Origin of the sequence: Flavobacterium sp. (assembly GCF_027483985.1) — a bacterium.
GTDB lineage: Bacteria > Bacteroidota > Bacteroidia > Flavobacteriales > Flavobacteriaceae > Flavobacterium.
The window spans coordinates 80,820-106,616 of the sequence record NZ_JAIXTJ010000034.1; the positions used below are offsets into that span (position 1 = coordinate 80,820).

Annotated in this window: 24 protein-coding genes; 21 read left to right on the plus strand and 3 right to left on the minus strand. The window is 33.3% G+C overall.

Annotation, left to right across the window (positions count from 1 at the left end; genetic code table 11):
• Nucleotides 1-8: 8 nt before the first annotated feature.
• Complete coding sequence (locus tag Q0050_RS09090; RefSeq protein WP_298394520.1) at nucleotides 9-389, minus strand: RidA family protein; 381 nt, start codon at nucleotides 387-389, stop codon at nucleotides 9-11.
• Nucleotides 389-2,140 carry an ABC transporter ATP-binding protein gene (locus Q0050_RS09095; protein ID WP_298394523.1) on the minus strand — a complete coding sequence of 584 codons (1,752 nt, stop codon included), beginning with the start codon at nucleotides 2,138-2,140 and terminating at the stop codon, nucleotides 389-391. Before Q0050_RS09095 ends, Q0050_RS09090 begins: the two co-directional genes overlap by 1 nt.
• A gap of 142 nt (nucleotides 2,141-2,282) precedes the next feature.
• On the opposite strand from Q0050_RS09095, the gene Q0050_RS09100 reads away from it, so the two are divergent.
• The 11 genes from Q0050_RS09100 (at nucleotide 2,283) to Q0050_RS09150 (ending at nucleotide 17,319) form a co-directional block, all read left to right on the plus strand.
• Nucleotides 2,283-3,245, plus strand: coding sequence for a GSCFA domain-containing protein (locus tag Q0050_RS09100; RefSeq protein WP_298394526.1), 963 nt, complete (start codon nucleotides 2,283-2,285; stop codon nucleotides 3,243-3,245).
• 74 nt (nucleotides 3,246-3,319) lie between these two features.
• Entirely contained in the window at nucleotides 3,320-3,691 is a 372-nt protein-coding gene (locus tag Q0050_RS09105) for a hypothetical protein (RefSeq protein ID WP_298394529.1), read from the plus strand.
• Nucleotides 3,692-3,713: 22 nt separating this feature from the next.
• Entirely contained in the window at nucleotides 3,714-5,528 is a 1,815-nt protein-coding gene (locus Q0050_RS09110) for a PQQ-binding-like beta-propeller repeat protein (protein ID WP_298394533.1), read from the plus strand.
• Nucleotides 5,529-5,719: 191 nt separating this feature from the next.
• Nucleotides 5,720-7,144 carry a hypothetical protein gene (locus Q0050_RS09115; RefSeq protein ID WP_298394535.1) on the plus strand — a complete coding sequence of 475 codons (1,425 nt, stop codon included), beginning with the start codon at nucleotides 5,720-5,722 and terminating at the stop codon, nucleotides 7,142-7,144.
• Nucleotides 7,145-7,174: 30 nt separating this feature from the next.
• The gene (locus Q0050_RS09120) at nucleotides 7,175-7,840 is read left to right on the plus strand and encodes a DUF4230 domain-containing protein (protein ID WP_298394537.1); all 666 of its coding nucleotides are present in this window, start codon (nucleotides 7,175-7,177) and stop codon (nucleotides 7,838-7,840) included.
• 71 nt (nucleotides 7,841-7,911) lie between these two features.
• Complete coding sequence (locus Q0050_RS09125) at nucleotides 7,912-8,193, plus strand: hypothetical protein (protein WP_298394539.1); 282 nt, start codon at nucleotides 7,912-7,914, stop codon at nucleotides 8,191-8,193.
• 26 nt (nucleotides 8,194-8,219) lie between these two features.
• Nucleotides 8,220-10,154 (plus strand): sensor histidine kinase, encoded by a 1,935-nt coding sequence (locus Q0050_RS09130; RefSeq protein ID WP_298394542.1) that lies wholly within the window; start codon nucleotides 8,220-8,222, stop codon nucleotides 10,152-10,154.
• A gap of 1 nt (nucleotide 10,155) precedes the next feature.
• A complete protein-coding gene (locus Q0050_RS09135) occupies nucleotides 10,156-11,907 on the plus strand; it encodes a sensor histidine kinase (RefSeq protein WP_298394545.1) in 1,752 nt (583 codons plus the stop codon).
• Between the two features lies 1 nt (nucleotide 11,908).
• Complete coding sequence (locus tag Q0050_RS09140; protein ID WP_298394649.1) at nucleotides 11,909-12,559, plus strand: response regulator transcription factor; 651 nt, start codon at nucleotides 11,909-11,911, stop codon at nucleotides 12,557-12,559.
• A gap of 106 nt (nucleotides 12,560-12,665) precedes the next feature.
• Nucleotides 12,666-14,120: an SUMF1/EgtB/PvdO family nonheme iron enzyme gene (locus tag Q0050_RS09145; RefSeq protein ID WP_298394548.1), complete on the plus strand. Its 1,455-nt coding sequence runs from the start codon at nucleotides 12,666-12,668 to the stop codon at nucleotides 14,118-14,120.
• Nucleotides 14,121-14,199: 79 nt separating this feature from the next.
• Nucleotides 14,200-17,319 (plus strand): T9SS type A sorting domain-containing protein, encoded by a 3,120-nt coding sequence (locus tag Q0050_RS09150; RefSeq protein WP_298394551.1) that lies wholly within the window; start codon nucleotides 14,200-14,202, stop codon nucleotides 17,317-17,319.
• A gap of 79 nt (nucleotides 17,320-17,398) precedes the next feature.
• On the opposite strand, the gene Q0050_RS09155 is transcribed toward Q0050_RS09150, so the two are convergent.
• A complete protein-coding gene (locus Q0050_RS09155; RefSeq protein WP_298394554.1) occupies nucleotides 17,399-17,707 on the minus strand; it encodes a rhodanese-like domain-containing protein in 309 nt (102 codons plus the stop codon).
• Between the two features lie 153 nt (nucleotides 17,708-17,860).
• On the opposite strand from Q0050_RS09155, the gene Q0050_RS09160 reads away from it, so the two are divergent.
• The 10 genes from Q0050_RS09160 to Q0050_RS09205 all read left to right on the plus strand — a co-directional run bounded on the left by Q0050_RS09160 (nucleotide 17,861) and on the right by Q0050_RS09205 (nucleotide 25,786).
• Nucleotides 17,861-18,430 carry a TetR/AcrR family transcriptional regulator gene (locus Q0050_RS09160; protein ID WP_298394556.1) on the plus strand — a complete coding sequence of 190 codons (570 nt, stop codon included), beginning with the start codon at nucleotides 17,861-17,863 and terminating at the stop codon, nucleotides 18,428-18,430.
• A gap of 164 nt (nucleotides 18,431-18,594) precedes the next feature.
• Nucleotides 18,595-19,668: a 1,2-phenylacetyl-CoA epoxidase subunit PaaE gene (gene paaE / locus Q0050_RS09165; RefSeq protein ID WP_298394559.1), complete on the plus strand. Its 1,074-nt coding sequence runs from the start codon at nucleotides 18,595-18,597 to the stop codon at nucleotides 19,666-19,668.
• Nucleotides 19,669-19,947: 279 nt separating this feature from the next.
• Nucleotides 19,948-20,904, plus strand: a complete 957-nt coding sequence (paaA, locus tag Q0050_RS09170; RefSeq protein WP_298394561.1) for a 1,2-phenylacetyl-CoA epoxidase subunit PaaA — start codon at nucleotides 19,948-19,950, stop codon at nucleotides 20,902-20,904.
• A 77-nt stretch (nucleotides 20,905-20,981) separates the two neighbouring features.
• Nucleotides 20,982-21,263 carry a 1,2-phenylacetyl-CoA epoxidase subunit PaaB gene (gene paaB, locus Q0050_RS09175; protein WP_298177646.1) on the plus strand — a complete coding sequence of 94 codons (282 nt, stop codon included), beginning with the start codon at nucleotides 20,982-20,984 and terminating at the stop codon, nucleotides 21,261-21,263.
• A 92-nt stretch (nucleotides 21,264-21,355) separates the two neighbouring features.
• Nucleotides 21,356-22,108: a 1,2-phenylacetyl-CoA epoxidase subunit PaaC gene (paaC, locus tag Q0050_RS09180; RefSeq protein ID WP_298394652.1), complete on the plus strand. Its 753-nt coding sequence runs from the start codon at nucleotides 21,356-21,358 to the stop codon at nucleotides 22,106-22,108.
• 92 nt (nucleotides 22,109-22,200) lie between these two features.
• A complete protein-coding gene (gene paaD, locus Q0050_RS09185) occupies nucleotides 22,201-22,701 on the plus strand; it encodes a 1,2-phenylacetyl-CoA epoxidase subunit PaaD (protein WP_298394563.1) in 501 nt (166 codons plus the stop codon).
• 96 nt (nucleotides 22,702-22,797) lie between these two features.
• Nucleotides 22,798-23,583 carry an enoyl-CoA hydratase-related protein gene (locus tag Q0050_RS09190; protein WP_298394566.1) on the plus strand — a complete coding sequence of 262 codons (786 nt, stop codon included), beginning with the start codon at nucleotides 22,798-22,800 and terminating at the stop codon, nucleotides 23,581-23,583.
• 185 nt (nucleotides 23,584-23,768) lie between these two features.
• Nucleotides 23,769-24,095: a four helix bundle protein gene (locus Q0050_RS09195; protein ID WP_298394655.1), complete on the plus strand. Its 327-nt coding sequence runs from the start codon at nucleotides 23,769-23,771 to the stop codon at nucleotides 24,093-24,095.
• Between the two features lie 14 nt (nucleotides 24,096-24,109).
• Complete coding sequence (locus Q0050_RS09200) at nucleotides 24,110-25,306, plus strand: 3-hydroxyacyl-CoA dehydrogenase NAD-binding domain-containing protein (RefSeq protein ID WP_298394569.1); 1,197 nt, start codon at nucleotides 24,110-24,112, stop codon at nucleotides 25,304-25,306.
• A gap of 72 nt (nucleotides 25,307-25,378) precedes the next feature.
• Nucleotides 25,379-25,786 (plus strand): PaaI family thioesterase, encoded by a 408-nt coding sequence (locus Q0050_RS09205; RefSeq protein WP_298394572.1) that lies wholly within the window; start codon nucleotides 25,379-25,381, stop codon nucleotides 25,784-25,786.
• The last annotated feature ends 11 nt before the right edge of the window (nucleotides 25,787-25,797 follow it).

A 25,797-nucleotide genomic window follows, 5' to 3' on the forward strand; every position in this document is an offset into this window, starting at 1 on the left:
TTTTTATGCTATTTCTTCTCAATAACAGCCACAGCATCAATTTCAATAAGCCAATTTCTATTGCCTAAAACAGTGACACCAACTAAAGTACTGGCTGGATAATTTTGTTCTCCAAGAAAATCTTTTCGTACTTTTCTGAAAATTGGTAAATCAACTTCGGGATTAAAGTTTACGATATAAGTATTCATTTTTACAACATCATTAAAAGTTGCATTACCTTCTTGCAACATTTCTCCCAAATTTTTAAAGGTTGCAATTGTTTGCGATTCTAAATCGTTTCCTGCTCCAATTTGTCCTGAAATATGCAGTGTTTTAGTCGTTTCAGTTTCAACTACAACAACTTGAGAGAAACCTTCGTTAGGTTGAATGTATTCTTTTTGTAACATCATTATTCTTTTTTGCGTTCCCCAATTTGTTGTCTCCACATAGCATAATACAAACCTTTTTCATTTAACAATGCTTCATGTTTGCCTTGTTCGATGATTTTGCCTTGCTCTAAGACAAAGATTTTGTCAGCGTGCATTACGGTTGATAATCGGTGCGCAATTAAAACTGTAATTCTATTTTTATCAGAAATGTTTCTGATGGTCGCATTAATTTCTTCTTCGGTAATAGAATCTAAAGCCGAAGTAGCTTCATCAAAAATTAATAAATTTGGATTTCTTAAAATGGCTCTTGCAATCGATAAACGTTGTTTTTCTCCACCAGAAACTTTTATTCCGCCTTCACCAATAGTTGAATTTAATCCGTCTTCTGCACGTTCTAGTAATCTATCACAACTTGCTTTGTGCAATACTTCAAGCAGTTCTTCATCGGTCGCAGATGGTTTTACAAAAAGTAAATTTTCACGAATTGTTCCACTAAATAATTGGGCATCTTGAGTTACAAATCCGAGTTGTTTTCTCAAATCTAATAAATCAATTTCTGTAGAATCAATTTCATTGTATTTTACGTTTCCTTTTGCTGGCGGATATAATCCAACAAGTAGTTTTACTAAGGTTGTTTTTCCTGCGCCCGATGGTCCAACAAAAGCAACGGTTTCGCCTTGTTTAATATCAAAAGCGATATTTTCAACTGCATTGTGTTTCGCTGATTTATGTTTGAAGCTTACATTAGAAAAATGTAACGATTTAATCGCGCCAATATTTCTGGCATTTTTAGGACGGAATTCTTTAGGAGCATTCAATAATTCTTTAAAGTTTTCCATAGAAACTTTGGTTTCATTCAATGCAATGATAAAAGAACCTAATTCTTGTAATGGACCAAAAATAAAGAAGGTAAAAAAGACCATTGTCAATAAATCACCAACGATAATTTTGCCTCCAAATAAAAAGTAATACAAAGTAAATACCACGCAAGTTCTTAAAAAATGAACGGTTGTTCCTTGAATAAAACTCAAACTTCTAATGAAACGAATTTTTTGTAATTCCAATTGAAGGATTTTGAAAGTATTTAAGTTCAAACGTTTTTCTTCTTGATAAGTCAATCCTAAACTTTTTACCAATTCAATATTTCTCAAACTTTCAGTCGTTGAACCCGCCAATGCGTTGGTTTGGGTAACGATTTTTCGTGAAACGACTTTTATTTTCTTTCCAAGATAGGAACTAACCAAGGCAATAATTGGTGCCGTAATTAAGAAAATAATCGATATGCGATAATCAATGCGAGAGACATAAACAATGACAAAAACAAATCCGATTACGGTTTGAAAAATCAATGAAATGGAAAGCGTAATCAATTTTTCAGAATCAATTCGAACTTTTGTTAATTTGCTCAATGTTTCACCGCTTCTTTGGTCTTCAAATTCTTCATAAGGTAAATCTAAAGACTTTTTGATTCCATCAGTATACATTTCAGCACCAGTTCTTTGGATGACAATATTGGTGAAATAATCTTGAAAATTTTTGGTAATTCGAGAAATCATTGCAGCGCCAAGTGATAATCCTAACCAAAAAGCAACCGATTTTATAAAACCCACTTCGTTGCCTTTATACTTGCCAATTCCGACGCCACAATCTTGCATCAATTTACCAGTAATAATAGAGTCTGATAAACTAAAACAGATGTTTATAGCAGCCATCAATAAGGCGAAAAATAGCAAAAGTTTATGTTTTTTAAGATAGGAATATAGTAGTTTCATTTAAATGTATTTGTTGAAGTGCAAAAGTAGAAAATAAAATGGCGTCGAAGATTAAATTTTGATTGTATTACTATATATAAGAATAGAATGATTTTAAGGTTAATTAATCATTTCGTATTTTTGATAAAAATTAAAATAAATAATGAATTTCTCTACCAAAGTTCCGATAGGTAAATACCAAAACCCGATAGATTATAATTCTAAAATTGTATCTTTTGGTTCTTGTTTTGCCGATAATATGGGTGAGAAATTTAGTTATTTTAAATTTCAAAACGTAGTCAATCCTTTTGGGATTATTTTCAATCCAGTATCAATAGAAAAGTTGATTGATCGAGTAGTAAATAAAGTTGCATTTACTGAAAACGATATCTTTTTTCACCACGATTTGTGGCATTGTTTTGAGGTGCATTCTCAATTATCAAATCCTAATAAAGAAGAATTTTTACATAGTTTAAATGAGGTTTTGCGTCTAACTCACAATCAATTAACGGAAGCAACTCATTTTATTTTGACTTATGGAACAAGTTGGGTTTATAAACAACGAGAGTTTCAATCTAATGCCAATGCTATTGTTGCAAATTGTCATAAAGTGCCACAAAATCAATTTGATAAACAAATACTTTCTGCAGCGATAATTGAAAAATCAATTCAAAATACTATCAATTTAATTCGTCAGCTAAATCCAAATTGCAATTTTATTTTCACGGTTTCTCCGGTGCGACATATTAAAGACGGATTTATTGAAAATCAAAGGAGTAAAGCACATTTAATTTCAGCAGTTCAAGCAGTTATTGATTATGAACAATCTGTAAATTATTTTCCTTCCTATGAAATAATGATGGATGAACTTCGCGATTATCGGTATTATGCTGATGATATGTTGCATCCAAGTCAAACAGCTATTGATTATATCTGGATTAAATTCTTTGAAAACTATATTTCAGAATCACAATTTGGACTTATGAATCAAGTTTGTGAAATACAACGCGCTTTGAAACACCGACCATTTAATCCTGAGTCGCCAAGTCATTTAAAGTTTTTATCTAATTTAAAAGATAAGATAACTCAAGTTCAAAGTAAACATCCTTTTATTACATTTTCTTAAAATACGTATTTTGTCGTATTTCCTTCGCTTAGTTTAAGTTATAAGTTTGCCTTGTAACAGTAAACAAATTTATAATGCGAATTATTAGGCTAGTTTTAGGATTAACATTTTTACTACTAATTTCTCCAGTAATCAATGCTCAAAAACCGGTTTTAACCGACGAAGAAGTCGTGGCTGAAACAGTAACTAAAGAAATTGATGAAGTCTTCAAATCTCAAGAGTTTTCTAAAAAGAAGAACAAAAAATTTTCTGATGTAAAAGGCACGATGGTCATTGATATTGGTGTTGTTCAAAACGGTAAAGTATCCACTTTTTTCAAAGTCGATAGTGATATCAAGAACATCGATTTTATCAATTTTATGTCTTCTTACATTCTAGACCACAAGTTTCAGTTCAAATTGCAAAAGCAACAGCGCTACAAAATTCGTTACACTATTACTTTTTAATAAACCTCTAAACATTATTTAAATGAAAAAATTATCCATTTTAATGCTTTCCATTTGTTTGATGGGAACATTACAATCCAATGCTCAATTTGGAAAATTATTAGGCAAAGTTACTGGCGGCGGAAAATCGGCAGGTAAAAAATCAGGAAATTTCACAACCGTTTGGGAATCTGAATTCGATAACAAAGCTACTCGTTTAGCCGTTAATGATGGCGATGGAACTTATATTTTGGGAACCGACGACAATTCAGCAACCGTTTTAGATGCCAACGGAAAAATGGTTTGGAGTGGTGACTACAAAAAAATCACTACCAATAAAACCAATAAGTGTGAATATCAATATGTAATTTGGAAACCAAAAGGTGGATACTTGTTTTTATTCGACGAAAGAAAAATGGGAACCGATAGAGTTGCGGTAATTGATATTGCAAATGGAAAAGAATTATGGAATTCTGAAGAATATCAAAATTTGATGCCAAAAGGAACAAAATCTGAAGATGGTGCCGACGAAGGCGAGTTGGAAACCGTAAAATACATCACCGAATTAGACGCTTTTTTAATTTCACAAAGAGCTTCTGTTATTTTAGTAAAAGCTAATACTGGAGAGAAAGTTTGGGAAACCAATCGCTTTAAAGGTGGCGTTGGAAAATATATTTATGATGCCAAAAGAAATGAAATCATAATGGTGAATTTTAAGCCAACCGCATTGGGTGCACTTTTTGCAGGATTTAAAAATCAACTAGTAAAAATCAATGCGCTTAATGGTGAAGTTTTGTGGGATGCAACTTTTATGGGAACTGTTGAAAAAGAATTAGTAACCAGAAGAGCAATCTTAGATTTATGGATCAAAGGTGATAAAATTTATATGTATTTAAATGGATTGCAAGTTTACAATATTAATAATGGTCAAAAACTTTGGGAAGCCATCTATGAAAACGATATGGATGGCGGAAAAGGTTTGTTCTCTAATACTAAAAACAAAAAATATTACAGAACAATTGCCGACCCAATTTTTGAGGAAAATGCTGTTTATTTGGTAATGTTAGGAACTAGAGATCGAACTAAATATATTGAAAAACACGATTTAGAATCAGGTAAATTATTGTGGGCATCCGAAAAAATTACTGGAGCTTTTAGTATGCCGAATCTTTACAAAGCAGGTGATAAAATAGTGTTACAAATTGGAGGTAAAGTGCAAGTCCAAGAGTACAGAATGGAAACAAGATCTTCACCAATGGGTGGAACTTATCGAGAGAGCGTTCCTTATATCTATTGGGATTATAAAGCGCAAAAAAATGGTGTTTTGGCTATTGATGACAAAACAGGTTTAACATCTTGGCGTTCTGAAAAATTTGACAAGAGAATTACTGATATAATTATCGATCAAGATAAAACCGCTTTTGTTGGTGATGGCGATGAATTTTACGGATATGATATAGCGTCGGGCAAACAATTATTTGATGTAAAACACAATGATGCTGGAGTCGGAAAAGCATCTGATGTAATTGATTTTGGAGATAGAGTAGTAGTTCTTTCTGAAAAAGGTTTGGCATCCTACAATAAAAAAGATGGCACTCGAGCTTATGCAACTGATAAAATTAGAGGAGTTGATTTCTTTTATGAAATAGAAGGAAATTACTATCTAAGAGACCAAAGAAATAGCAAAAATATCATATACGGAATCGATATGACTAATGGTGAAACCAAAGGTTCGGTGCAATCTAAAGGTAAAGGTGGAAGTCCAAAATATGGCGCAGGAATTGACATCACAACCGATGGCGAATTTATCTTTGCTTTTAAAGGAAAAAAAGTAGAAAAAATCAAAGTAAATAATTAGAGGTTATTACACTTTGTTGCTTGGGCTGTGACGTTGTTGCAGCCCATTTTTTTAGTATTTCAAAGTAAACAAATTTTAAGAAGTACTGCTAACTTACCTCTTTTATCACTGAAATTTATCTGAAGCAAAATGATTTTTTTGTTAAATAAAACCTTTGCTTTTATATGTTTAAACAATAACAATTTTAAGTAATGAAAAAATTTCGATTTATAATTCTATTCTTTATTATTCTAAATTCTATTGAGGCACAACAAGTGCAATGGGCATCAAAATTAATTAAATATTCCTCTGATTTAGGTGGAAAACAATTCGGAATAAAAAGAATTTTAGGTAAGCCTGATGTTTTTCCGCAAGGTGGTTATAGTGCTAATGCTTGGTCACCCAAAAAAGCCCTTGACGGAAGAGAAGTTATCATTGTTGGGTTTGAAAAAGCACAGTTGGTCAAACAAATTGCAGTATTCGAAAACCTAAATGCTGGTTGTGTCGTTGCTATTTCAGTTTCTACAGATGGTGAAAAATTTCAATCGGTTTGGTTTAGAAAGCTTGATTATAAAACTCCTGTTTATAAACATACGCTAAACTTAGACAGAGCTTATTATTTTGGAAGAAAAAGAAGAAAAATACAAGAGGTTCCAAATGTTTTTAATCCAGGAATTGAACATATTATTCTTGATACTGCAGTTTCTGGAGTGATAGCGGTCAAAGTAGAATTTAATTTTGCTCTTCTTCCAGGACAAAAGCAAGTGGATGCTATTGGAATTTCCGATACTGAAACTCCTATAGAAGTTACTATTAATTCAAAATCCGAATTTGAAAATTTATCGGTTTCCCAAAAAGTAGAATTACAAGATTTAATTCCGTCTTCCATTTGTATTTCAGAAGATGGGAAGAAGTTGTTTACATCTATCAATGTTAATGATAAAGAAGAAATTATTTCTTTCACAAATCAAAATGGAAATTGGACAAATAAAACAATTGAAACTGGTTTAAATACAGGTGATTACTATAATTTTATTGACGTTATTAATCCGGATTTTTTAATTAAAGGTGGTTCTAATTATAAACTAGGTTCTAATGAAACGGGATTTGAACTTTTTAAATTTTCAAATGAAAGGTATCAATTAGAAGGTCAAATTAAAATTCCGGCGTATAGCAATTATGGTGATTTTGCTGATATTACTTGCACTAATGATGGTAAGATTTTAATTGTTGCTATAGAAACCGACTTCACTCAAGGTGGCGTTGATCTATATTTTACCACTAAAAAAGAAGACGGAACTTATGGAATGCTTCAAAATATGGGTAAGACTTTGAATAGTGCATCCGATGAATTTACGCCGCAGTTATTGTCTGACGGAAAAACACTTTTATTTGCTTCCAACGGATTTAGTACACTTGGAAATTATGATTTATTTCTTTCCTATCGTCAGGATGATACTTGGAAAAACTGGAGCGAACCAATTAATTTGGGCACAAAAATCAATACTCCAGAGTTTGACGGACAACCTTTTTATGATGAAACTAATGAAATTTTATACTATTTAACCGCTGTTGATGGCATTAATCAAATCAATAAAATTAAAATTTCTAAAGAGCTACTATTTAAAAAGAATTGATTTTATATCTTCGTTGTCAAATAATTATTTATGACACAACATACTTCGACACGAGTTGGCTTTTTTGGCGCTTTGTCTGAATTCAGAAAATGGGCAGTTCTTATATTAATTGCTTTAGTTTTGTTTTTTGGATACAAATTTTTTACTACCAAAAGCGAAACATCTTCAATAGAATATGATACCAATTTAATTCAAGAGCAAATTAAGAATGTTGGGAAATTGGTTGTAACCGAAGGTCATTTTGCTGAAATTTTAACCTACAAGGACAAAAAAGAAACCTACATTCCAGGTTTGAGTTTTGATAAAAAAGCATTGGTTGTTATTAATGCTGATGTTACCGTGGCTTTTGATTTAAGCAAAGTACAATATGATATTGATGCCAAAAATAAAACGGTAACCATTTTAACCATTCCACAAGAAGAAATAAAAATTAGTCCCGATATTAAATATTACAATACTGAATCCTCTACTTTTAATGAATTTACAGGTGATGATTATAACAAAATCAATAAGTTAGCTAGAGAAAATTTGAAAAAGAAAATAGATAAATCAACTCTAAAATCAAATGCCAAAAATAGATTAATTAGTGAATTGTCTAAAATTTTAATTCTCACAAATTCAATGGGTTGGAAATTACAATACAACGGAGAAACGGTGAATTCGGATAAAGAATTTACTCAAAAAATAAAAGGATAAATACGCATAAATACGTATTGTTTTAAAGCAGTCATTAAGTCATTTTTGTAAATGGTTTAATGACTTTTTTTATGATTTATATTCTAGTTTTATTAATTCTGATGATGCTTGCTACAATCATCTTTTTGTTTTTAGAAAATAAAAAGATTAGAGAAAAACACGCGCAAAACATTCAAGTACTTAAAGAGATAATTTATTCATTGCATCACAAACAAAAAATGCTGAACGAAAAAGTTATAATTTCTAACGAATACAGCTCCAATTATTCAAAAGATATGAAATCATTGGGTGATGAGGTTGTAAAACTTCAAAAAGTTTTTATCGATATCATTTCCAATAGAAATTATAAGTAACTTTAGACCAAACAATTATCTTTTTTATGATTAAAAAAATACTTTTGCTTGTCTTTTTGTTTCCTAATATTCTTTCGGCTCAAAACATCGACAGTTTAAAAACTATTGCTTACGGAAAAGCTAGCGATTCTGTAAAAATTGATGCACTGCACAAACTTGGTGTAAGTTTTTTAAATAGCGATTTGAAGAAAACACTTCGTTTTAATAAAGAATGTTACGCGTTATCTCGCAAAAGCAAACTCGATTTCGGACTCGCAAAAAGCTACAACCTTCGCGGCATTATTCACGATATTAATGGTAATATTGATAGTTCCTATTATTGCTATTACAAAGCACAATATCACGTCAAAAAAGTAAAATTACCCATAACAGAAGCATCGATAAATAATAATTTGGGTTTACTTGATTACAATTCGGGTAAATATACTAATGCCATAAATTACTATATTAAAGCATTAAAAATCTTTGAAAAAATTGATGATAAAGAAGGCCAAGCCAACGCATTAAGCAATATTAGTTTGGTTTATGAACGTTTACACGATTTTAAAAATTCGTATAATTATATAATGCAGTCGCTCAAAATACGAAAAGAAATAAAAGACGACTATGGCGTTTCTGTTTGCTATGTTAATCTTGGTAATTTGTACGAGAATCAATTGGATAGAAATAAATCAATTGAAAATTATAAAAAAGCTATTGCCATAAAAAGAAAAATTGATGACCAAAACGGATTGTCAACCGTCAATAATAATTTAGCGTCTGTTTTAATAAAAGATAAAAATTATGCTGAGGCTTTGCAATGTTTAAATGAATCGGTTGCTATTGCTAAAAAATTAGATTCTAAAACCAATTTGATTTATGCTTACAGTGGTTTTACAGATTATTTTATAAAAACAAATAATTTAAAAAAAGCAAAGGAATTTAATGCGCTTACTTTTTCTATTGCAACCGAATTAAATGAAGCTATTTCCAAATTAAATTGCATCAAATACTACGAAAAAATCGCTCTATTAGAAAAAGATTTTGAAAAAGCCTACACTTATTCTAAAGCAAAAGATTCTATTCAAGCCAATTTAAACAGTCTTGATGTTCAAAAAGCAATTACAGAAATTGAAACAAAATATGAAGTTGAAAAAAAAGAAAAAGAACTTCTTCTATCCAAAGTTGAAATCGCAAAAAACGAGCTTCAAATAAAAAAGAAAAACACCCAGTTTCAAATTTTGGCTTTAATTTTAATCGCATTAATTACAATTGGATATTTAATTTACCGTCAACAAAAACTTAAAAATAAACAACGCGAACAAGAGTTTGAACTAAAATCAGCAATAAAAGAAATAGAAACCCAAAATCAATTGCAAGAACAACGACTTTCAATTTCAAGAGATTTACACGACAATATTGGCGCACAACTAACCTTTGTAATTTCGTCTGTAGACAATTTAAAGTTCGGAAATCAAATTAATGATGCTAAAATTGAAAACCAACTTACAAAAATTAGCGATTTTACAAAGTCAACGATTATCGAGTTGCGAGACACGATTTGGGCAATGAACAACAACGAATTTTCATTTGAAGATTTGCGTTCACGAATTTTTAATTTTATCGAAAAAGCTAAAATTGCAAAAGAAAACATACAATTTGAGTTTAATATTGATGAAAATTTAGTGTCAATTAAACTTTCGTCTTTGGTCGGAATAAATATTTACAGAACCATTCAAGAAGCACTCAATAATGCAATTAAATATTCTGAAAGTTCAAAAATTAGTGTTGATGTAAAAAGTTTTCAGGATAAAATTCAAATCAATATTCAAGATAACGGAAAAGGATTTGATATAGAAAACGTTGATTTCGGCAATGGTTTAAATAATATGAAAAAGCGAATAGAAGAAATTGATGGTGAATTTGAAGTTAATTCCATAGTAGGTAAAGGAACGGTAATTAATATAAATATTGATAAATAAAATGAGGATCAGAATTTTATTAACATTGATTATAGTTCCACTTTTATGTTTTTCACAAAATAAAAAAAGTATTGATTCGATTAATGCAATTCCGTTTGAGCAAAAACAGCAAAAGGCATCGCTTTTAGTTGAGGTATTTCTTAAAAATAGTGAGGATGCTAAAAAATGTAATTATTCTTTAGGCGAAGCTCAGAGTTATAGTAACTTGAGTCTTGTTTATTATTACCAAGGCAAATATGAAAAAGATCTTTTTTATTCTTTGAAGGCCATTGCAGCATTTGAAAAAATGAATGATAAAGAAAAATTAGCCATCGAATTCGGAGAATTGGGTTATAGAATGAAGAAAAGAGACCTTCTAAAAGCGCAGAAATATCTTCAAAAAGGAATGAGCATTGCACAAAAAAATAATTTACAAAAACCACTTTTAAGTATTTATAACAATTATGGCGTTCTAAAAGAAATGCAAAATCAATTGGATAGTGCGTTGTTTTTTTATAATGAAGGATTAGAGTTAAAAGAAAAAATTAGAGATAGTCTCGGAATTCCTTATAGTCTAAATAATATTGCAGGAGTTTATCTAATTAGAAAACAATATGAAAAAGCTAAGATTAACTATCAGAAAGCATTAGATATTCGTCAAAAATTGAAAGATCAAATAGGTGTTTCAGAAAATCTCTCTTATTTTGGTGATTTATATTTAGCTCAAAAACAATACAATCAAGCCATAAATTTCTATCAAAAAACCGCTGATAACACTTTGAAATCTAATTATGTTGATTTGCTTCAATACAGTTACAAAAAACTTTCAGAATGCTATGAATTGCAAGGAAATACTAATTTAGCATTAAAGAATTTTAAAAATTATGCTCAATTTAAAGACAGTATTATCAATAAAGAAACCAATGCAGCAATAGCCGAACTTGAAGTAAAATTTGAAACTAATGAAAAAGAAAAACTTTTACTTCAAAAAGAAATCGAAGTAAAAAACACCCGAGATAAACTAATAGCCGTTTCATCATTAGCACTATTCATAGGTTTAATAGGATTTTTAATTTACCGTCAACAAAAACTTAAAAACAAACAACAAGAACAAGAATTCCAATTAAAATCGGCCATCAAAGAAATTGAATCTCAAAATCAATTGCAAGAACAACGACTTTCAATTTCACGAGATTTGCACGATAATATCGGAGCGCAACTAACATTTGTAATTTCATCAGTAGACAATTTAAAACACGGAAATCAAATTACAGATAACAAGATAACCAATCAATTAACCAAAATTAGCGATTTTACTAAGTCAACCATCATCGAACTTCGCGACACTATTTGGGCGATGAACAATAATGAATTTTCATTTGAAGATTTGCGTTCACGAATTTTTAATTTTATCGAAAAAGCAAAATCAGCCAAAGAAGATGTGGACTTTAAATTCAATGTTTACGAATCGTTACAAGATTTAAAATTTTCTTCAATTGTAGGGATAAATCTTTATAGAACCATTCAAGAATCAGTAAATAATGCCGTTAAATATGCTGATGCAAATGAAATACTCGTTGAGGTTAAAAATGTTTCTAATAAAATTCAAATAGAAATTCAAGACAACGGAAAAGGATTTGACATAGAAAACACCGACTTCGGAAACGGATTACACAATATGAAAAAACGAATAGAAGAAATTGATGGAACTTTTGAAATCAATTCTTTAATTGATAGAGGAACCAAAATTAGATTTGAAATTCCAAAAATTTAAAATTATGATAAAAGTAGCCATAGTTGACGATAACACTTTTTTACAAAAAGCCATTCAAGATAAGCTTGCTTTTTTTGATGATATTGACATAAAATTCAAAGCCAATCACGGTCAAGATTTATTAGAAAAATTAGAAAAAAATCACAACTTAGATTTAATTTTGATGGATATCGAAATGCCAAAAATGAACGGCATCGAAGCAACTGAGGCAGTAAAAAATAAATATCCGCAAATCAAAATCATTATGCTTACCGTTTTTGATAATGACGAAAACATCTTTAAATCGATAAAAGCTGGTGCCGATGGTTATTTTCTAAAAGAAGTAAATCCGCAAGATTTATACAATGCTATTATTGAAACTCTAAATGGTGGAGCAGCAATGACGCCATCAATTGCATTAAAAACTCTAAAATTATTACGAGAGCCAATGGTCTTTGATAATTGTGAACCTTGCGAAGAAATCAATTTAACCAACAGAGAAGTTGAAGTCTTAGAACAGTTAAGCAAAGGATTAAAATACAATGCCATAGCCGATAATTTATTTTTATCTGTGGGAACAATTCGAAAACACGTTGAGAATATTTACAATAAACTGCAAGTCCACAATAAACTAGAAGCTATTCAAAAAGCAAAAAGCAATAAATTAATATAATATTTTGAAAATCAGATTATTGAATTCTTAAAAATACGCATTTTAGCGTATTTTTTTATGTTTTGTTGTGAACTAAGTTTGCCTTATAACTTTAACAATCAATACGATGAAATCAAAAAATTATTTTACTAAAATTGCTTCGGCATTATTTTTATTATTTGCAATTAATGCTTCTGCAAATAATGTACAAATTACAGGAACATCAGTTTCGGGTTCTAATATTACTTTTAATATTTCTTGGGACAACAGTTGGAATGCGTCAGTCGCTCCAAACAATTGGGATGCCGTTTGGGTTTTTATCAAATATCAAGATTGTAATACAAGACTTTGGGCACACGCAGGTTTGAGTACACTAGCAACTGATCATTCAACAGCATCACCTTTGCAAGTAGATCCAGTTGCTGACGGACGTGGCGTTTTTATTCGCAGAAGCGCAGTTGGTGGAGGAACAGTAGCACCAACATCAGTAACCTTAAAAATGACTATTCCAGCTGGAACTTTCAATTATAAAGTTTTTGGAATCGAAATGGTTAATGTGCCTCAAAGCAATTTTCAAATAGGAGATGGAAATAGCGTTTCAACTTTTAACAGCATTAATATTACAGCAGCAACGCAATCTTCTGGGCTAACTTCTGCTACATTAGGTGGTGCAGCAACGAATGTTCCTGCAACTTTCCCAATGGGATACAACGCTTTTTATTGTATGAAATATGAAATTTCTCAATTACAATATGTAGAATATTTGAATTCTTTAACTTACGATCAACAAGCGGCACACGTTGCTAATGATCCAATCAGCGCTATAGGAACTTATGCAATGTTTACCGGTTTCATCTATAGAAACGGAATCAGAATTTCAACTCCAGGAAATAACGGTGCAATTCCAGCAGTTTATGTTTGTGATGCAACGGCAGGTGTAGAAAATAATAGTGATGATGGACAAGGAACGGCAATGAATAATCTTAGCTGGAGCGATGTTTCGGCTTATTTAGATTGGGCAGCTTTACGTCCAATGACCGAAATGGAATTTGAAAAAGTATGTCGCGGACCTGTAAATCGTGTTGCAAATGAATATCCTTGGGGAACAACCGAAATGAACGCAATTTACACGCAATTACCGGGATTAATAAATGATTATTTAGCAAATGAAACTTGGACACCAGCAACTAACGGAACTTGTGCTGCCGGAATTGGATCTGCATCTGGAATTTATGGTCCGGTTAAAGTTGGTGCTTTTGCAACAGGTACTTCTGGAAGAGCTTCTGCTGGAGCTTCTTATTATGGTGCAATGGAACTTGGTGGAAATGTATCAGAACGTTGTATTACAACTTCAAATGCTACAGGAACAGCATTCAATGGAACTTTAGGTGACGGAACAATTGCGGCAAATGGTCTTGCAAATCAAGCAACTTGGCCAGATCCAACAACAGCAGTTGGCGTAGGTTTTAGAGGTGGTGATTATGTAAATGTTGTAGATAGAGTAAAAGTATCTGATAGAGCAAATATCACAACAGTTAACACTACAAGAAATTACACTTTTGGTGGTCGTGGCGTGAGATAATAATCTAATTTGAAAGAAATGAAATCAAAAAAGTTCGTTTCTAAATCAAAATTATTTAACAATTTTAAAATCAAATTAGATGAAAACAACTAAAAATTATATAGTTGTATTCTTAATAATCTTTTTGTCTCATTTGTCATCGTTTGCTCAATACAATGGAGGAAGTTCCTCTGGATCTTTTTCGGAAGAATTGAGTTTAACATCCTGCGGAATACCTGCGCATTTTAACGCATATTTTGGAGGAAATAATGACGGAGCAACAGTAGATGAATTAAGTAATACAGCGTGTGGAATTCCACCATCGTATTTTGCCTACTTAGGTGGCGACAATGATGGTACAGCAGTCGATGAATTGTCGGCTACAACTTGCGGAATTCCTCCTTCGTTCTTTGCCTATATGGGTGGCGATAACGACGGAGCAGCAACAGATGAAACGATTGTAGGAGTATGTCCTTTTCCTCCATCATTTTATGCTTATTTTGGTGGAGATAATGATGGTGCAGTTGTTGATGCAACGCCTCAAATTTGTCCAACAGCACCACCAGTTGCAAGTTTTACAGCTTCGGCTACCGAAATTTGTATTGGTCAATCAGTAACATTTACAGATACATCAACCAATATTCCATCGGCTTGGACGTGGACATTTACTGGTGGAACTCCAAACAGTTCAACGGTTCAAAATCCTGTAATAACATATAATACAGCCGGAAGTTACGCAGTGACATTAGTAGCTGCAAACTACAACGGAACTGGTACAGTAACTTTAAATTCTTACATAACCGTTTATGCAAATCCATCTGTTACAAGCACAACGCCTGCAAGTAGATGTGATGCAGGAACAGTAACTTTACAAGCTACAACTAATGTTGGAACATTAAATTGGTATGCTAATCCAACTGGTGGAACTGCTATTGCAACTGGAGTGAGTTTTACAACGCCAAGTATTTCAACAAATACAACGTATTATGTTGAATCTATTAACGGAGTTTGTACTTCTACAAGAGTTCCAGTAATTGCTACAGTAAATACTACACCAACAATAACATCAACAACACCAGCAAGTCGTTGTGATGCAGGAAGTGTAACATTAAATGCTACATCAAGTGCAGGAAATACAATATGGTATGCAAATCCAACAGGTGGAACTCCTTTGGCAACAACAAATAGTTTTGTAACTCCAAGTATAAGTGCAACAACAACTTACTATGTAGAAGCGTCGACAGGAAGTTGTACGTCGCCAAGAACAGCGGTAATTGCAACTGTAAATACAACACCAATTATTACAGCAACTACACCAAACAGTCGTTGTGATGCTGGAACAGTAATATTAGCTGCAACAGCCAATTCTGGAACTATTAATTGGTTTGCAACGCCAACTGGCGGAACAAGTTTAGCAACTGGAACAAGTTTTACAACTCCAAGTATTTCAGTTTCTACAACCTATTATGTTGAAGCTTCTAACGGAAGTTGTACTTCTTCAAGAACTGCTGTTACTGCAACTATAAATGTTACTCCAACAATAACTTCAACTACACCAAGTAGTAGATGCGATGCTGGATCGGTAACTTTATCAGCTGCTTCAAGTGCAGGAAATGTAGTTTGGTATGCAAATGCATCTGGTGGAACAGCTTTGGCAACGACCAATAGTTTTACAACACCAAGTATTTCAACAACTACAACTTATTATGTAGAAGCAGTAAACGGAAGTTGTGCAACTGGAACAAGAACGGCAGTTATTGCAACAATTAATCCTAGTCCAACTATAACTTCAACAACTCCAACAACCATTTGTGGTGGCGATACATTTACAATATCGGCAACTGCAAGTGCAGGAACTTTAGCTTGGTACAATGTTCCAACAGGAGGAATTGTTCAAGGAACAGGAAACAGCTTTTCGTTAAGTAATTGGGCAGCTACAACAACGTTTTATGTTCAAGCAACTGATGGAAGTTGTCAATCAGCAAGAATTCCTGTTGTTGTGACTGTTAATGATAGACCATTCAATACGACGCTAACTCCTGCAAGTCGTTGCGGAACAGGAACAGTAACATTAGGCGCGACTTATACTATTGGAACAATCAATTGGTATAGTGTTCCAAGTGGTGGAACTGCAATTGCAACAGGTTCAAGTTTTACAACTCCAAGTATTGCAACAACTACAACTTATTATGTTGAAGCAGTAAACAACGGATGTATTTCTTCAATCAGAACTGCAATTACGGCTACTGTTTTTGATATTCCAACAATAACATCAACAACTCCAGCAAGTAGATGCGGAACTGGAAGTGTTCAATTACAAGCAACATCAAATGTGGGAACTATAAGTTGGTTTGCTAATGCAAGTGGAGGAACAGCATTAACTACTGGTGGAATATTCAACACACCAAGTTTAGCAACTTCAACAACGTATTATGTTGAGGTGACAAACGGAACGTGTACTTCGGCAAGAACTCCAATTACTGCAACTATTTTTACAGCAGTAACAGTTCTTTCAACAACTCCAGCAAGTAGATGCGATGCAGGAACGCTAACTTTAAGTGCAACAACACAAGGTTTCGGAACATTAAATTGGTATGCAAATGCTTCTGGCGGAACACTATTAGCAACAGGTTCAAGTTTTACAACGCCAAGTATTTCGGTTTCTACAACGTATTATGTTGAAGCAACAAATGGTGATTGTACAACATCGAGAGTTGCTGTTACGGCTTCAATAAGTCCAACAGCTGCACCAACCGGATTTGCAAATCAAACGTTTTGCGCAGGCGAAACTGTCGGATTAATATCTGTCACAGGTTCAAACATAATTTGGTATGATGCACCGTCAAGCGGAAATGTAATTCCACCAGGAACAGCTTTAGTTTCGGGAACAACTTATTATGCTTCGCAAACAGTTACAGGATGTGAAAGTCCAACAAGATTGGCAGTTACAATGACATTAGGTGGATGTTTAGGAACTGAGGAATTTATAACAAATGTTATCAAATTATACCCAAATCCAGTAGTTGATATTGTGACTATTTCCTCAACAGAAATGATGACGAATTTAGAAGTTGTGAATATACTTGGTCAAATTGTCTTTTCAAAATCGGTAAACGAAAATGAAACAACAATAGAAATGTCAAGATATTCTTCGGGTTCTTATATTGTTAGAGTTTTAGTTGATGATAAGGTTAAAATCTTTAAAGTAATTAAAAAGTAGTAAGTAGTTTTTATAGTTTAGTTTTTTGAAACCATCTCGTTAATTCGAGATGGTTTTTTTATTTTCCAAAATCCAAAAACTACAATTTATTTTCCAAGCTACTCCAACCGCCACCATTCATTGCATCAATTCCATTGCTTTTCAAAATTGATGTCGCTTGCGCACTTCGCATTCCACTTGCACAACAAGCGATCACAGGTTTATTCAATTTTTTAATGCTTTCAATTTGATTTCCAATAGTATTCAACGGAATATTTTTAGAACCTTTAATATGACCGCCTTGAAATTCGCCAGGAGTTCTAACGTCAATAATAACGGCTCCTTTTTCAACGAAATTTTTAATATTTTCCGATTTCCCACCAAAAACCAACATACTTAATAATCCCATAATTGTATTTTTTAAATTTTTTACCCTGAGCTTAGTCGAAGGGCTTATATCTGTGTTCCCAAAAACAAAGAACACCACAAAACTAATCTAATCTCAAACACAAATTTGTAACAAAAGTTACCCAACTAAAAATATTCTATATATTTGACACCAATGAAGATTACCGATAGAAAAACCGAAATTATAAACGTAGCAGCACAACTTTTCAAAGAAAAAGGATATAGCGCTGTGACAATGCGTGACATCGCTCAGGCTATGGATATCAAAGCCGCAAGTTTGTACAATCACATCAAGTCCAAACAAGAAATTTTAGTTTTAATCATCATCGAAATTGCCGAAGAATTTACTTCTGTAATCGATGAAATCCTTGCTTCGAATGTCACAACTATCCAAAAAATCGAACGAGTTATCCAACTTCACATCGATATCACATTAAGAAATTCCGATGCATTAGCTTGTCTAAACAACGATTGGATGCACTTAACCGACGATGATTTAATATATTTCATCAAAATGCGAAACGACTACGAAGAAAGTTTCCGACAAATAATCAAAACTGGAATAGCCAACGGCGAAATAAAAAACCTAAACATCGAAGTAATAATTTTCTCAACTCTTTCAACATTAAGAACGCTTTACCTTTGGTACGGAAAGAAAAAAACAATCAAACCCGAAGTACTAAAAGCAACTATGATTCAAGTTTTACTCAATGGAATTGTATAATTTCTTAGATTTCTCAAATTTGTGTTCCAAACCTAAAACTTAATGAACCTTAATGCCTTAATGGTTTAGAACAAAAAAAATATAACGTTTTCGTAACATATCAAAATTTTCACTAAATTTGCATAACAAACTAACAAGTGTTAGTTAAAAATTATTCAGTGGTTATGTCAAAATTTCACAGCATAAAAATTGCCGATATTTACAAGGAAACCAAAGATTGTTCCGTACTTTCTTTTGAAATCCCACAAGAATTAAAGCAAGAATTTCAATACAAACCAGGACAACATCTCACGCTAAAAGCGATGATTGATGGTGAAGATGTCCGTCGTTCTTATTCATTATGTTCGTCTCCAATCGAAGACAAATGGAAAGTAGCCGTTAAAAAAATCAATGGCGGATTGTTTTCAACCTATGTAAACGAAACGCTAAAAAGAGGTGATGTCTTAGAAATAATGCCACCAAGCGGAAAGTTCAACGTAGAAATCGATACCCAAAAAGCCAAAAATTACATAGCATTCGCAGCAGGAAGCGGAATTACGCCAATTCTGTCTATCATAAAAACACATTTAAAATCAGAGCCAAACAGCACATTTAAATTATTTTATTTAAATCGTTCCGTAAAATCCATTATCTTTAAGGAAGAAATTGAACAGCTTAAAAACTTGTACTTCAATCGTTTAGAAATTTTTCATTTCCTAACCAAAGAACATCGAGCATCCGAATTGTTTAATGGAAGATTTACCCAAGAAAAAATTCAGGTGTTGACCGAAAAAATAATCGACATTCCAGCAACCGACGATTGTTTCATCTGCGGACCAGAAGATATGATTTTCCTATTACGCGACGAATTAACAGCTGCCGGATTAGATAGCGATAAAATACATTACGAGTTGTTCACCTCCGGAATTTCCGAAGAAGACAAAAAACGAATTCAAAGAATAGTTGAAAATAAAGTAAACGGAACCGACATCACCATCATCGACGGCGGAAAAGAATTCCATTTCGTGATGGACGAAGCCTACGACAACATTCTAGATGGCGCATTAGCAGCCGGAGCCGATTTACCATTTGCCTGCAAAGGCGGTGTATGCAGCACGTGCAAATGCAAAGTTTTAGAAGGCGAAGTCGAAATGAAAGTCAATTACGCACTCGACGCACACGAAGTCGCCAAAGGATTGGTTTTAAGCTGTCAAGCCGTTCCAACAACCGACAAAGTAGTAGTCGATTTTGGCGTGTAATGTCAGGCTGAGCTTGTCGAAGTCAGGAGCGAATGGTTTGGGCATTTTTGCAATCCATTTTCCTGCTTTCCGCAGTATCTTTTTTTGCAAAAAAGGATACTTGCTCCAATCAGGGCTAGAAAGCAAACGAGTTGAATAAAATTTAGAAATATAAAACAACAAAATCTTAATGAACCTTAATAACTTAATGGTTCAAAAGAAAAAAAATAATAATCGTTCAAAGTTACTGCAAAGTAGAATATTACGGCGACTGAACACTGAACACTAATTCAAAAAAGTATGTCAGAAAAAGAAGTAAAAAATTTAGAAGAAATCTTCGATGCACGAATTGCAAGAGACGAAAAAATCGAGCCCAAAGATTGGATGCCAGAAAAATACCGTCAAACACACATTCGTCAAATTTCCCAACACGCACATTCCGAAATCGTAGGAATGCTACCCGAAGGAAATTGGATAACACGTGCACCGTCGTTAAAACGTAAAGTAGCGCTTTTGGCTAAAATCCAAGACGAAGCCGGACACGGATTATACCTATATTCTGCTTGTGAAACTTTAGGCGTATCACGCGAAGAATTATACGAACAATTACATTCAGGAAAAGCAAAATATTCCAGTATTTTCAATTATCCAACATTAACTTGGGCTGATATGGGCGCAATTGGCTGGCTAGTTGATGGCGCTGCTATTATCAATCAAGTGCCTTTATGTTCAACATCTTTCGGACCATACGCGAGAGCAATGGTTCGTGTTTGCAAAGAAGAAAGTTTTCATCAAAGACAAGGTTTTCAAATTATGATGACCTTAGCAGAAGGAACTCCAGAGCAAAAAGAAATGGCACAAGATGCATTAAACCGTTGGTGGTGGCCAGCATTAATGATGCTCGGACCATTAGATGCCGAATCAGTTCACACCGAGCAATCAATGAAATGGAAACTAAAGCGTAAAAGTAACGACGATTTGCGTCAACAATTTGTAGACCAAACCGTTCCTCAAGCAAAAATGATTGGCTTAACCATTCCAGATCCAGATTTAAAATGGAACGAAGAAAAGCAATCTTATGATTTTGGCGAAATGAATTGGGACGAATTTTGGCAAGTTGTAAAAGGCCACGGACCGTGTAACAAACAACGAATCTCAGCAAGAGTAAACGCTTGGGAAAAAGGAAAATGGGTTCGTGACGCTGCAATGGCTTACGCCGAAAAACAAGCAAACAAAGAAGTAAAACAAGCAATATAAATTAGGTGTTAGGTATTGGGTGGTAGGTCTTAGAAGTTTCCTACAACCTACAACCTACAACCTACAACCTTAAAACTATGAAAAACTGGCCACTTTGGGAAGTATTTATAAGAAGTAAAAACGGATTAGAACACCGCCATTGCGGAAGTTTACACGCAAGCGATGCAACAATGGCATTAGAAAATGCACGCGATGTTTACACAAGACGAATGGAAGGTGTAAGTATTTGGGTAGTTCCATCAGCACAAATCACAGCCTCAAATCCGGACGACAGCGCCGAACTTTTCGATCCTGCAAAGGACAAAGCCTACCGTCATCCAACATTCTATGAATTGCCTGACGAGTTAAAACATATGTAATTAGGTGATAGGTATTTGGTTTTTGGTATTAGGAAAAAATGAATTTCCTACAACCTACAACCTACAACCTATCAACCTACAACCTTTTCAAAATGAACAACAATTTAATTCAATACATATACGGAATTGCAGATAATTCTCTAATTCTAGGACAACGTCTCGGTGAACTATGCGGTCATGGACCAAGTCTAGAAACCGATATTGCTATGACCAATATTTCTCTAGATTTATTCGGTCAAGTGCGTAGTTACTTTCAATATGCAGCCAAATTAATCGGAGGCGATGCCACAGAAGATACAATCGCTTTCTTGAGAAAAGAAAGAGATTATAAAAACGTTTTGTTGGTTGAACAACCCAATCAAGATTTTGCCAATTCAATAGCAAGACAATTTCTATTCGATGTCTATCATTTATTAGTATTAGAAGAATTGCAAAATAGTAAAGACGAAACCTTATCAGCTATAGCCAAAAAAAGCATCAAAGAAGTTTCTTATCACACAAGATTTTCTTCCGATTGGATTAGAAGATTAGGCGACGGAACCGAAGAAAGCCATAACAGAATCCAAACAGCAATCAACGATTTATGGATTTTCACAGACGAACTTTTCCACCAAACCGATGCAGATAAAGCAATGGTAATTGAAGGAATTGGAGTAGACGTAACACTTTTAAAAGCAAATTATTTTAAAAAAGTAAATGAAGTTTTAGAAGAAGCAACATTGCAAATTCCAACAATAGAATACTTCCAAAAAGGAGGAAAACAAGGAATTCACAGCGAACATATGGGATATCTTTTAGCACAAATGCAATACATGCAATTAGCTTATCCAAATATGAATTGGTAAATGATTAACGATTGTCGATTTCTGAATTTTGATTTCTGAATTTTTTCACTTCAAAAATCAAAAATCGTTAATCTTCAATCAAATAAATCTATATGACAGAACAATTTACAAATATCGACCAAAATCTCTTCGAAATACTAGAAACAGTATCCGATCCAGAAATTCCAGTATTATCAATAATGGAAATGGGAGTAGTGCGTTCTGCCAAAATAATAAACGGAATTGTTGAAGTTCAAATCACTCCAACCTACAGCGGTTGCCCAGCAATGGATGTAATTGGAGATGATATAAAAGCAGCATTCAAACAAAAAGGCTACGAAGCCAAAATAGAGCTAATTCTTTCGCCAGCGTGGACAACCGATTGGATTACTCCAAAAGGCCGATTAGCATTAGAAAAATACGGAATTGCTTCACCATTATCAGAATCAGCTGATAAAGAAGCACTTCTTGGAAATAAAAAAGTTGTAAAATGTCCGCAATGCGGTTCATTCAACACAAAATTAGTAAGTCAATTTGGTTCCACAGCGTGCAAAGCATTTTTCCAATGTGAAGATTGTTTAGAACCATTCGACTACTTTAAATGTTTAAAATAATAAGATTAACGATTGCTGAATGTTGATTTTTGATTTATGAAGTTTAAAAGTTCTAAAATCAAAAATCGTTATTCTTCAATCTTCAATAAATAAGGTATGAGCAATAATTCAATAGAACTAAAAATTGAAAACAATATCGCGTGGATTTCACTCAACAGACCCGAAGTTTTCAATAGTTTCAATCGTGAAATGGCGTTTCTGTTACAAGAAACTCTAGATAATTGTGAGAACGATACAAATATACGAGCAATAGTAATCACAGGAAACGGAAAAGCATTTTGCGCCGGACAAGACCTAAAAGAAGTAACCGATCCTGAATTAAATCCAGGTTTCAGAAAAATATTGGAAGAACACTATAATCCAATTATCCAAAAAATCAGAAACATAGAAAAACCAATTATTGGAGCTGTAAATGGTGTTGCTGCTGGAGCAGGAGCAAACATCGCTTTAGCTTGTGATATAGTTGTAGCTTCCGAAAGCGCAGCGTTCATTCAAGCCTTCAGCAAAATTGGATTAATTCCAGACAGCGCAGGAACATTCTTTTTACCTCGTTTAATTGGTTTCCAAAAAGCATCAGCATTAATGATGTTAGGCGATAAGGTTTCTGCAGTAGAAGCCTTAAATATGGGAATGATTTACAAAATTTTCCCTACCGGATTATTTGAAGAAGAAGTAATGACTTTAGCAACAACTTTAGCTCAAATGCCAACAAAAGCAATCGGTTTAACCAAAAGATTATTAAATCAATCAATGACAAATAATCTAGAACAACAACTAGCTTTAGAATCAGATTTACAAATCGAAGCAAGTTCATCCAACGATTACAAAGAAGGAGTAACCGCTTTCGTAGAAAAAAGAAAACCCGAATTCAAAGGGAATTGATTAACGATTAACGAATTTTGATTGTTGATTTTAGAAAAGAACAATAAAAAAAATAGAAAATATTTAACTATAAACATTAAGTAACGATTTTTGATTTTAAAGATAATAAAGTTCAAAAATCAGCAATCGTTAATCAAAAACAATCAAATAAATCATTATGAAACAAATAAATTGAAGATAGATTAATTCAGTTTGCAGTTGATGTGATTATAATGTGTAAGAAAATTGATAAATCTTTTGCTTCTGAACATTTAGCAAAACAATTAATTCGTTCTGCAACTTCTTCTGCTTTAAATTATGGAGAGGCTAGAAGTGGAGAATCAACAAATGATTTTCTTAACAAAATGAAAATTTGTTTAAAAGAATTGAGAGAAAGTTTTATCAATATGAAAATCCAAAAAGGAGCTGAATTAGTCACCGATATTGATTCATTAAATAAATTGTTAAAAGAAAATGATGAGCTAATTTCAATTTTTGTTGCAAGTGTAAAAACGGCTTCTTCAAAAAAATAGATGTGTATTTTAAAATGGACGAAAAAAATCAAAAATCAACAATCGTTAATCAACAATCGTTAATTAATATTGCAATAATAGGTTCGGGAACAATGGGAAGTGGCATCGCACAGGTAGCCGCAACAGCAGGTTGTGAAGTAAAAATTTACGACACCAATCTCGAGGCGCTTGCCAAAAGCAAATCCAATATCGAAAATACGCTATCTAAATTAGTCGAAAAAGCAAAAATAGACGAGCACGAAAAATCCCGAATCGAAAACAATATTTCCTACGCACACACATTAGGAGAATTATCGCATTCCGATTTAGTGATCGAGGCCATAATTGAAAATATGGAAATCAAGCGAAAATTATTTTCTGAATTAGAAAATTACGTCTCGCCCGAAACCATTTTAGCATCCAATACATCTTCCTTATCAATAGCTTCCATTGCTGCTTCTTGTCAAAAACCAGAACGCGTCATTGGAATTCACTTTTTTAATCCAGCGCCATTAATGCAATTGGTTGAGGTAATTCCAGCGGTTCAAACCAGCGAAGAAGTACTTCAAAAATCAGTGCAAATTATCTCCGATTGGAAAAAAGTAGTAGCCGTTGCTAAAGACACACCAGGATTTATAGTAAACCGTGTAGCAAGACCTTTTTACAGCGAAAGTTTACGAATTTATGATGAAGGAGTTGCTGATTTTGCAACATTAGATTGGGCTTTAAAAACCATCGGCGGATTCAGAATGGGACCATTCGAATTAATGGATATGATAGGTCACGATGTAAATTATATAGTTACTGAAACCGTATTCACAGCCTTCTATTTCGATCCAAAATTCAAACCATCATTCACACAAAAAAGATTGTTGGAAGCAGGGTTTTTAGGAAGAAAATCAGGTCGCGGATTTTACAATTACTATCAAGAATTACCAAAACCAACTGAGGATTTGACTTTAGCAAAAGCAATTTTCGAAAGAGTAGTAGTAATGCTAATCAACGAAGCTGCTGACACATTCTTTTTAAACATAGCATCAGCCAAAGACATCGACAACGCCATGACCAAAGGAGTAAATTACCCAAAAGGATTACTAGCTTGGGCAGACGAACTAGGAATCAATTGGTGTGTAGAAAAACTAGACGAACTCTACAACGAATACCACGAAGATAGATACCGTTGCAGTCCAATATTAAGAAGGATGGCTAAAGAAAATAAAAATTTTTATTAACCAAAAACTTTGCGACTCTGCATCTTTGCGAGAGAAAACTTAATGAATCTTAATACCTTAATGGTTTAAAAAATGGAAGGAACAAAAATACCATACAAAATGTTAAGTCAAGACGCCTACAGCCAATGGCTCGGCATCGAAATTCTCGAATGCGAAATTGGTCGTTGCAAAGTAGCTATGACGGTTCGCAAAGAAATGCTCAACAGTATGTTCAAAGCCCACGGCGGAATCACCTATTCGTTGGCCGACACCGCTTTTGGATTCGCCGCCAACACGCACGGTAAATTTTCCGTTTCCATCGAAACCTCAATAAATCACATCGAAGCCGTAAACGAAGGAGATTATTTAACCGCCGAATCAGTAATAGAAAAAGTAAATAACAAACTGGCATTCAATATTATAGAAGTAAAACGAGGCAACGAATTGGTAGCACTTTTCAAAGGCGTAGTTTATCGCACACAAAAAGATTGGGAAGAATAAGATTAACGATT

Bases quoted from the DNA above. Each gene is read 5' to 3' on its own strand.
- paaE (WP_298394559.1), top strand. From the start codon at position 18,595: ATGTCAAAATTTCACAGCATAAAAATTGCCGATATTTACAAGGAAACC.
- Q0050_RS09120 (WP_298394537.1), top strand. From the start codon at position 7,175: ATGACACAACATACTTCGACACGAGTTGGCTTTTTTGGCGCTTTGTCT.
- Q0050_RS09145 (WP_298394548.1), top strand. From the start codon at position 12,666: ATGAAATCAAAAAATTATTTTACTAAAATTGCTTCGGCATTATTTTTA.
- Q0050_RS09200 (WP_298394569.1), top strand. From the start codon at position 24,110: ATGGACGAAAAAAATCAAAAATCAACAATCGTTAATCAACAATCGTTA.
- paaB (WP_298177646.1), top strand. From the start codon at position 20,982: ATGAAAAACTGGCCACTTTGGGAAGTATTTATAAGAAGTAAAAACGGA.
- paaC (WP_298394652.1), top strand. From the start codon at position 21,356: ATGAACAACAATTTAATTCAATACATATACGGAATTGCAGATAATTCT.
- Q0050_RS09115 (WP_298394535.1), top strand. From the start codon at position 5,720: ATGAAAAAATTTCGATTTATAATTCTATTCTTTATTATTCTAAATTCT.
- Q0050_RS09100 (WP_298394526.1), top strand. From the start codon at position 2,283: ATGAATTTCTCTACCAAAGTTCCGATAGGTAAATACCAAAACCCGATA.
- Q0050_RS09135 (WP_298394545.1), top strand. From the start codon at position 10,156: ATGAGGATCAGAATTTTATTAACATTGATTATAGTTCCACTTTTATGT.
- Q0050_RS09095 (WP_298394523.1), bottom strand. From the start codon at position 2,140: ATGAAACTACTATATTCCTATCTTAAAAAACATAAACTTTTGCTATTT.
- Q0050_RS09160 (WP_298394556.1), top strand. From the start codon at position 17,861: ATGAAGATTACCGATAGAAAAACCGAAATTATAAACGTAGCAGCACAA.
- Q0050_RS09130 (WP_298394542.1), top strand. From the start codon at position 8,220: ATGATTAAAAAAATACTTTTGCTTGTCTTTTTGTTTCCTAATATTCTT.
- Q0050_RS09190 (WP_298394566.1), top strand. From the start codon at position 22,798: ATGAGCAATAATTCAATAGAACTAAAAATTGAAAACAATATCGCGTGG.
- Q0050_RS09155 (WP_298394554.1), bottom strand. From the start codon at position 17,707: ATGGGATTATTAAGTATGTTGGTTTTTGGTGGGAAATCGGAAAATATT.
- Q0050_RS09205 (WP_298394572.1), top strand. From the start codon at position 25,379: ATGGAAGGAACAAAAATACCATACAAAATGTTAAGTCAAGACGCCTAC.
- Q0050_RS09090 (WP_298394520.1), bottom strand. From the start codon at position 389: ATGATGTTACAAAAAGAATACATTCAACCTAACGAAGGTTTCTCTCAA.
- Q0050_RS09105 (WP_298394529.1), top strand. From the start codon at position 3,320: ATGCGAATTATTAGGCTAGTTTTAGGATTAACATTTTTACTACTAATT.
- paaA (WP_298394561.1), top strand. From the start codon at position 19,948: ATGTCAGAAAAAGAAGTAAAAAATTTAGAAGAAATCTTCGATGCACGA.
- paaD (WP_298394563.1), top strand. From the start codon at position 22,201: ATGACAGAACAATTTACAAATATCGACCAAAATCTCTTCGAAATACTA.
- Q0050_RS09125 (WP_298394539.1), top strand. From the start codon at position 7,912: ATGATTTATATTCTAGTTTTATTAATTCTGATGATGCTTGCTACAATC.
- Q0050_RS09110 (WP_298394533.1), top strand. From the start codon at position 3,714: ATGAAAAAATTATCCATTTTAATGCTTTCCATTTGTTTGATGGGAACA.
- Q0050_RS09150 (WP_298394551.1), top strand. From the start codon at position 14,200: ATGAAAACAACTAAAAATTATATAGTTGTATTCTTAATAATCTTTTTG.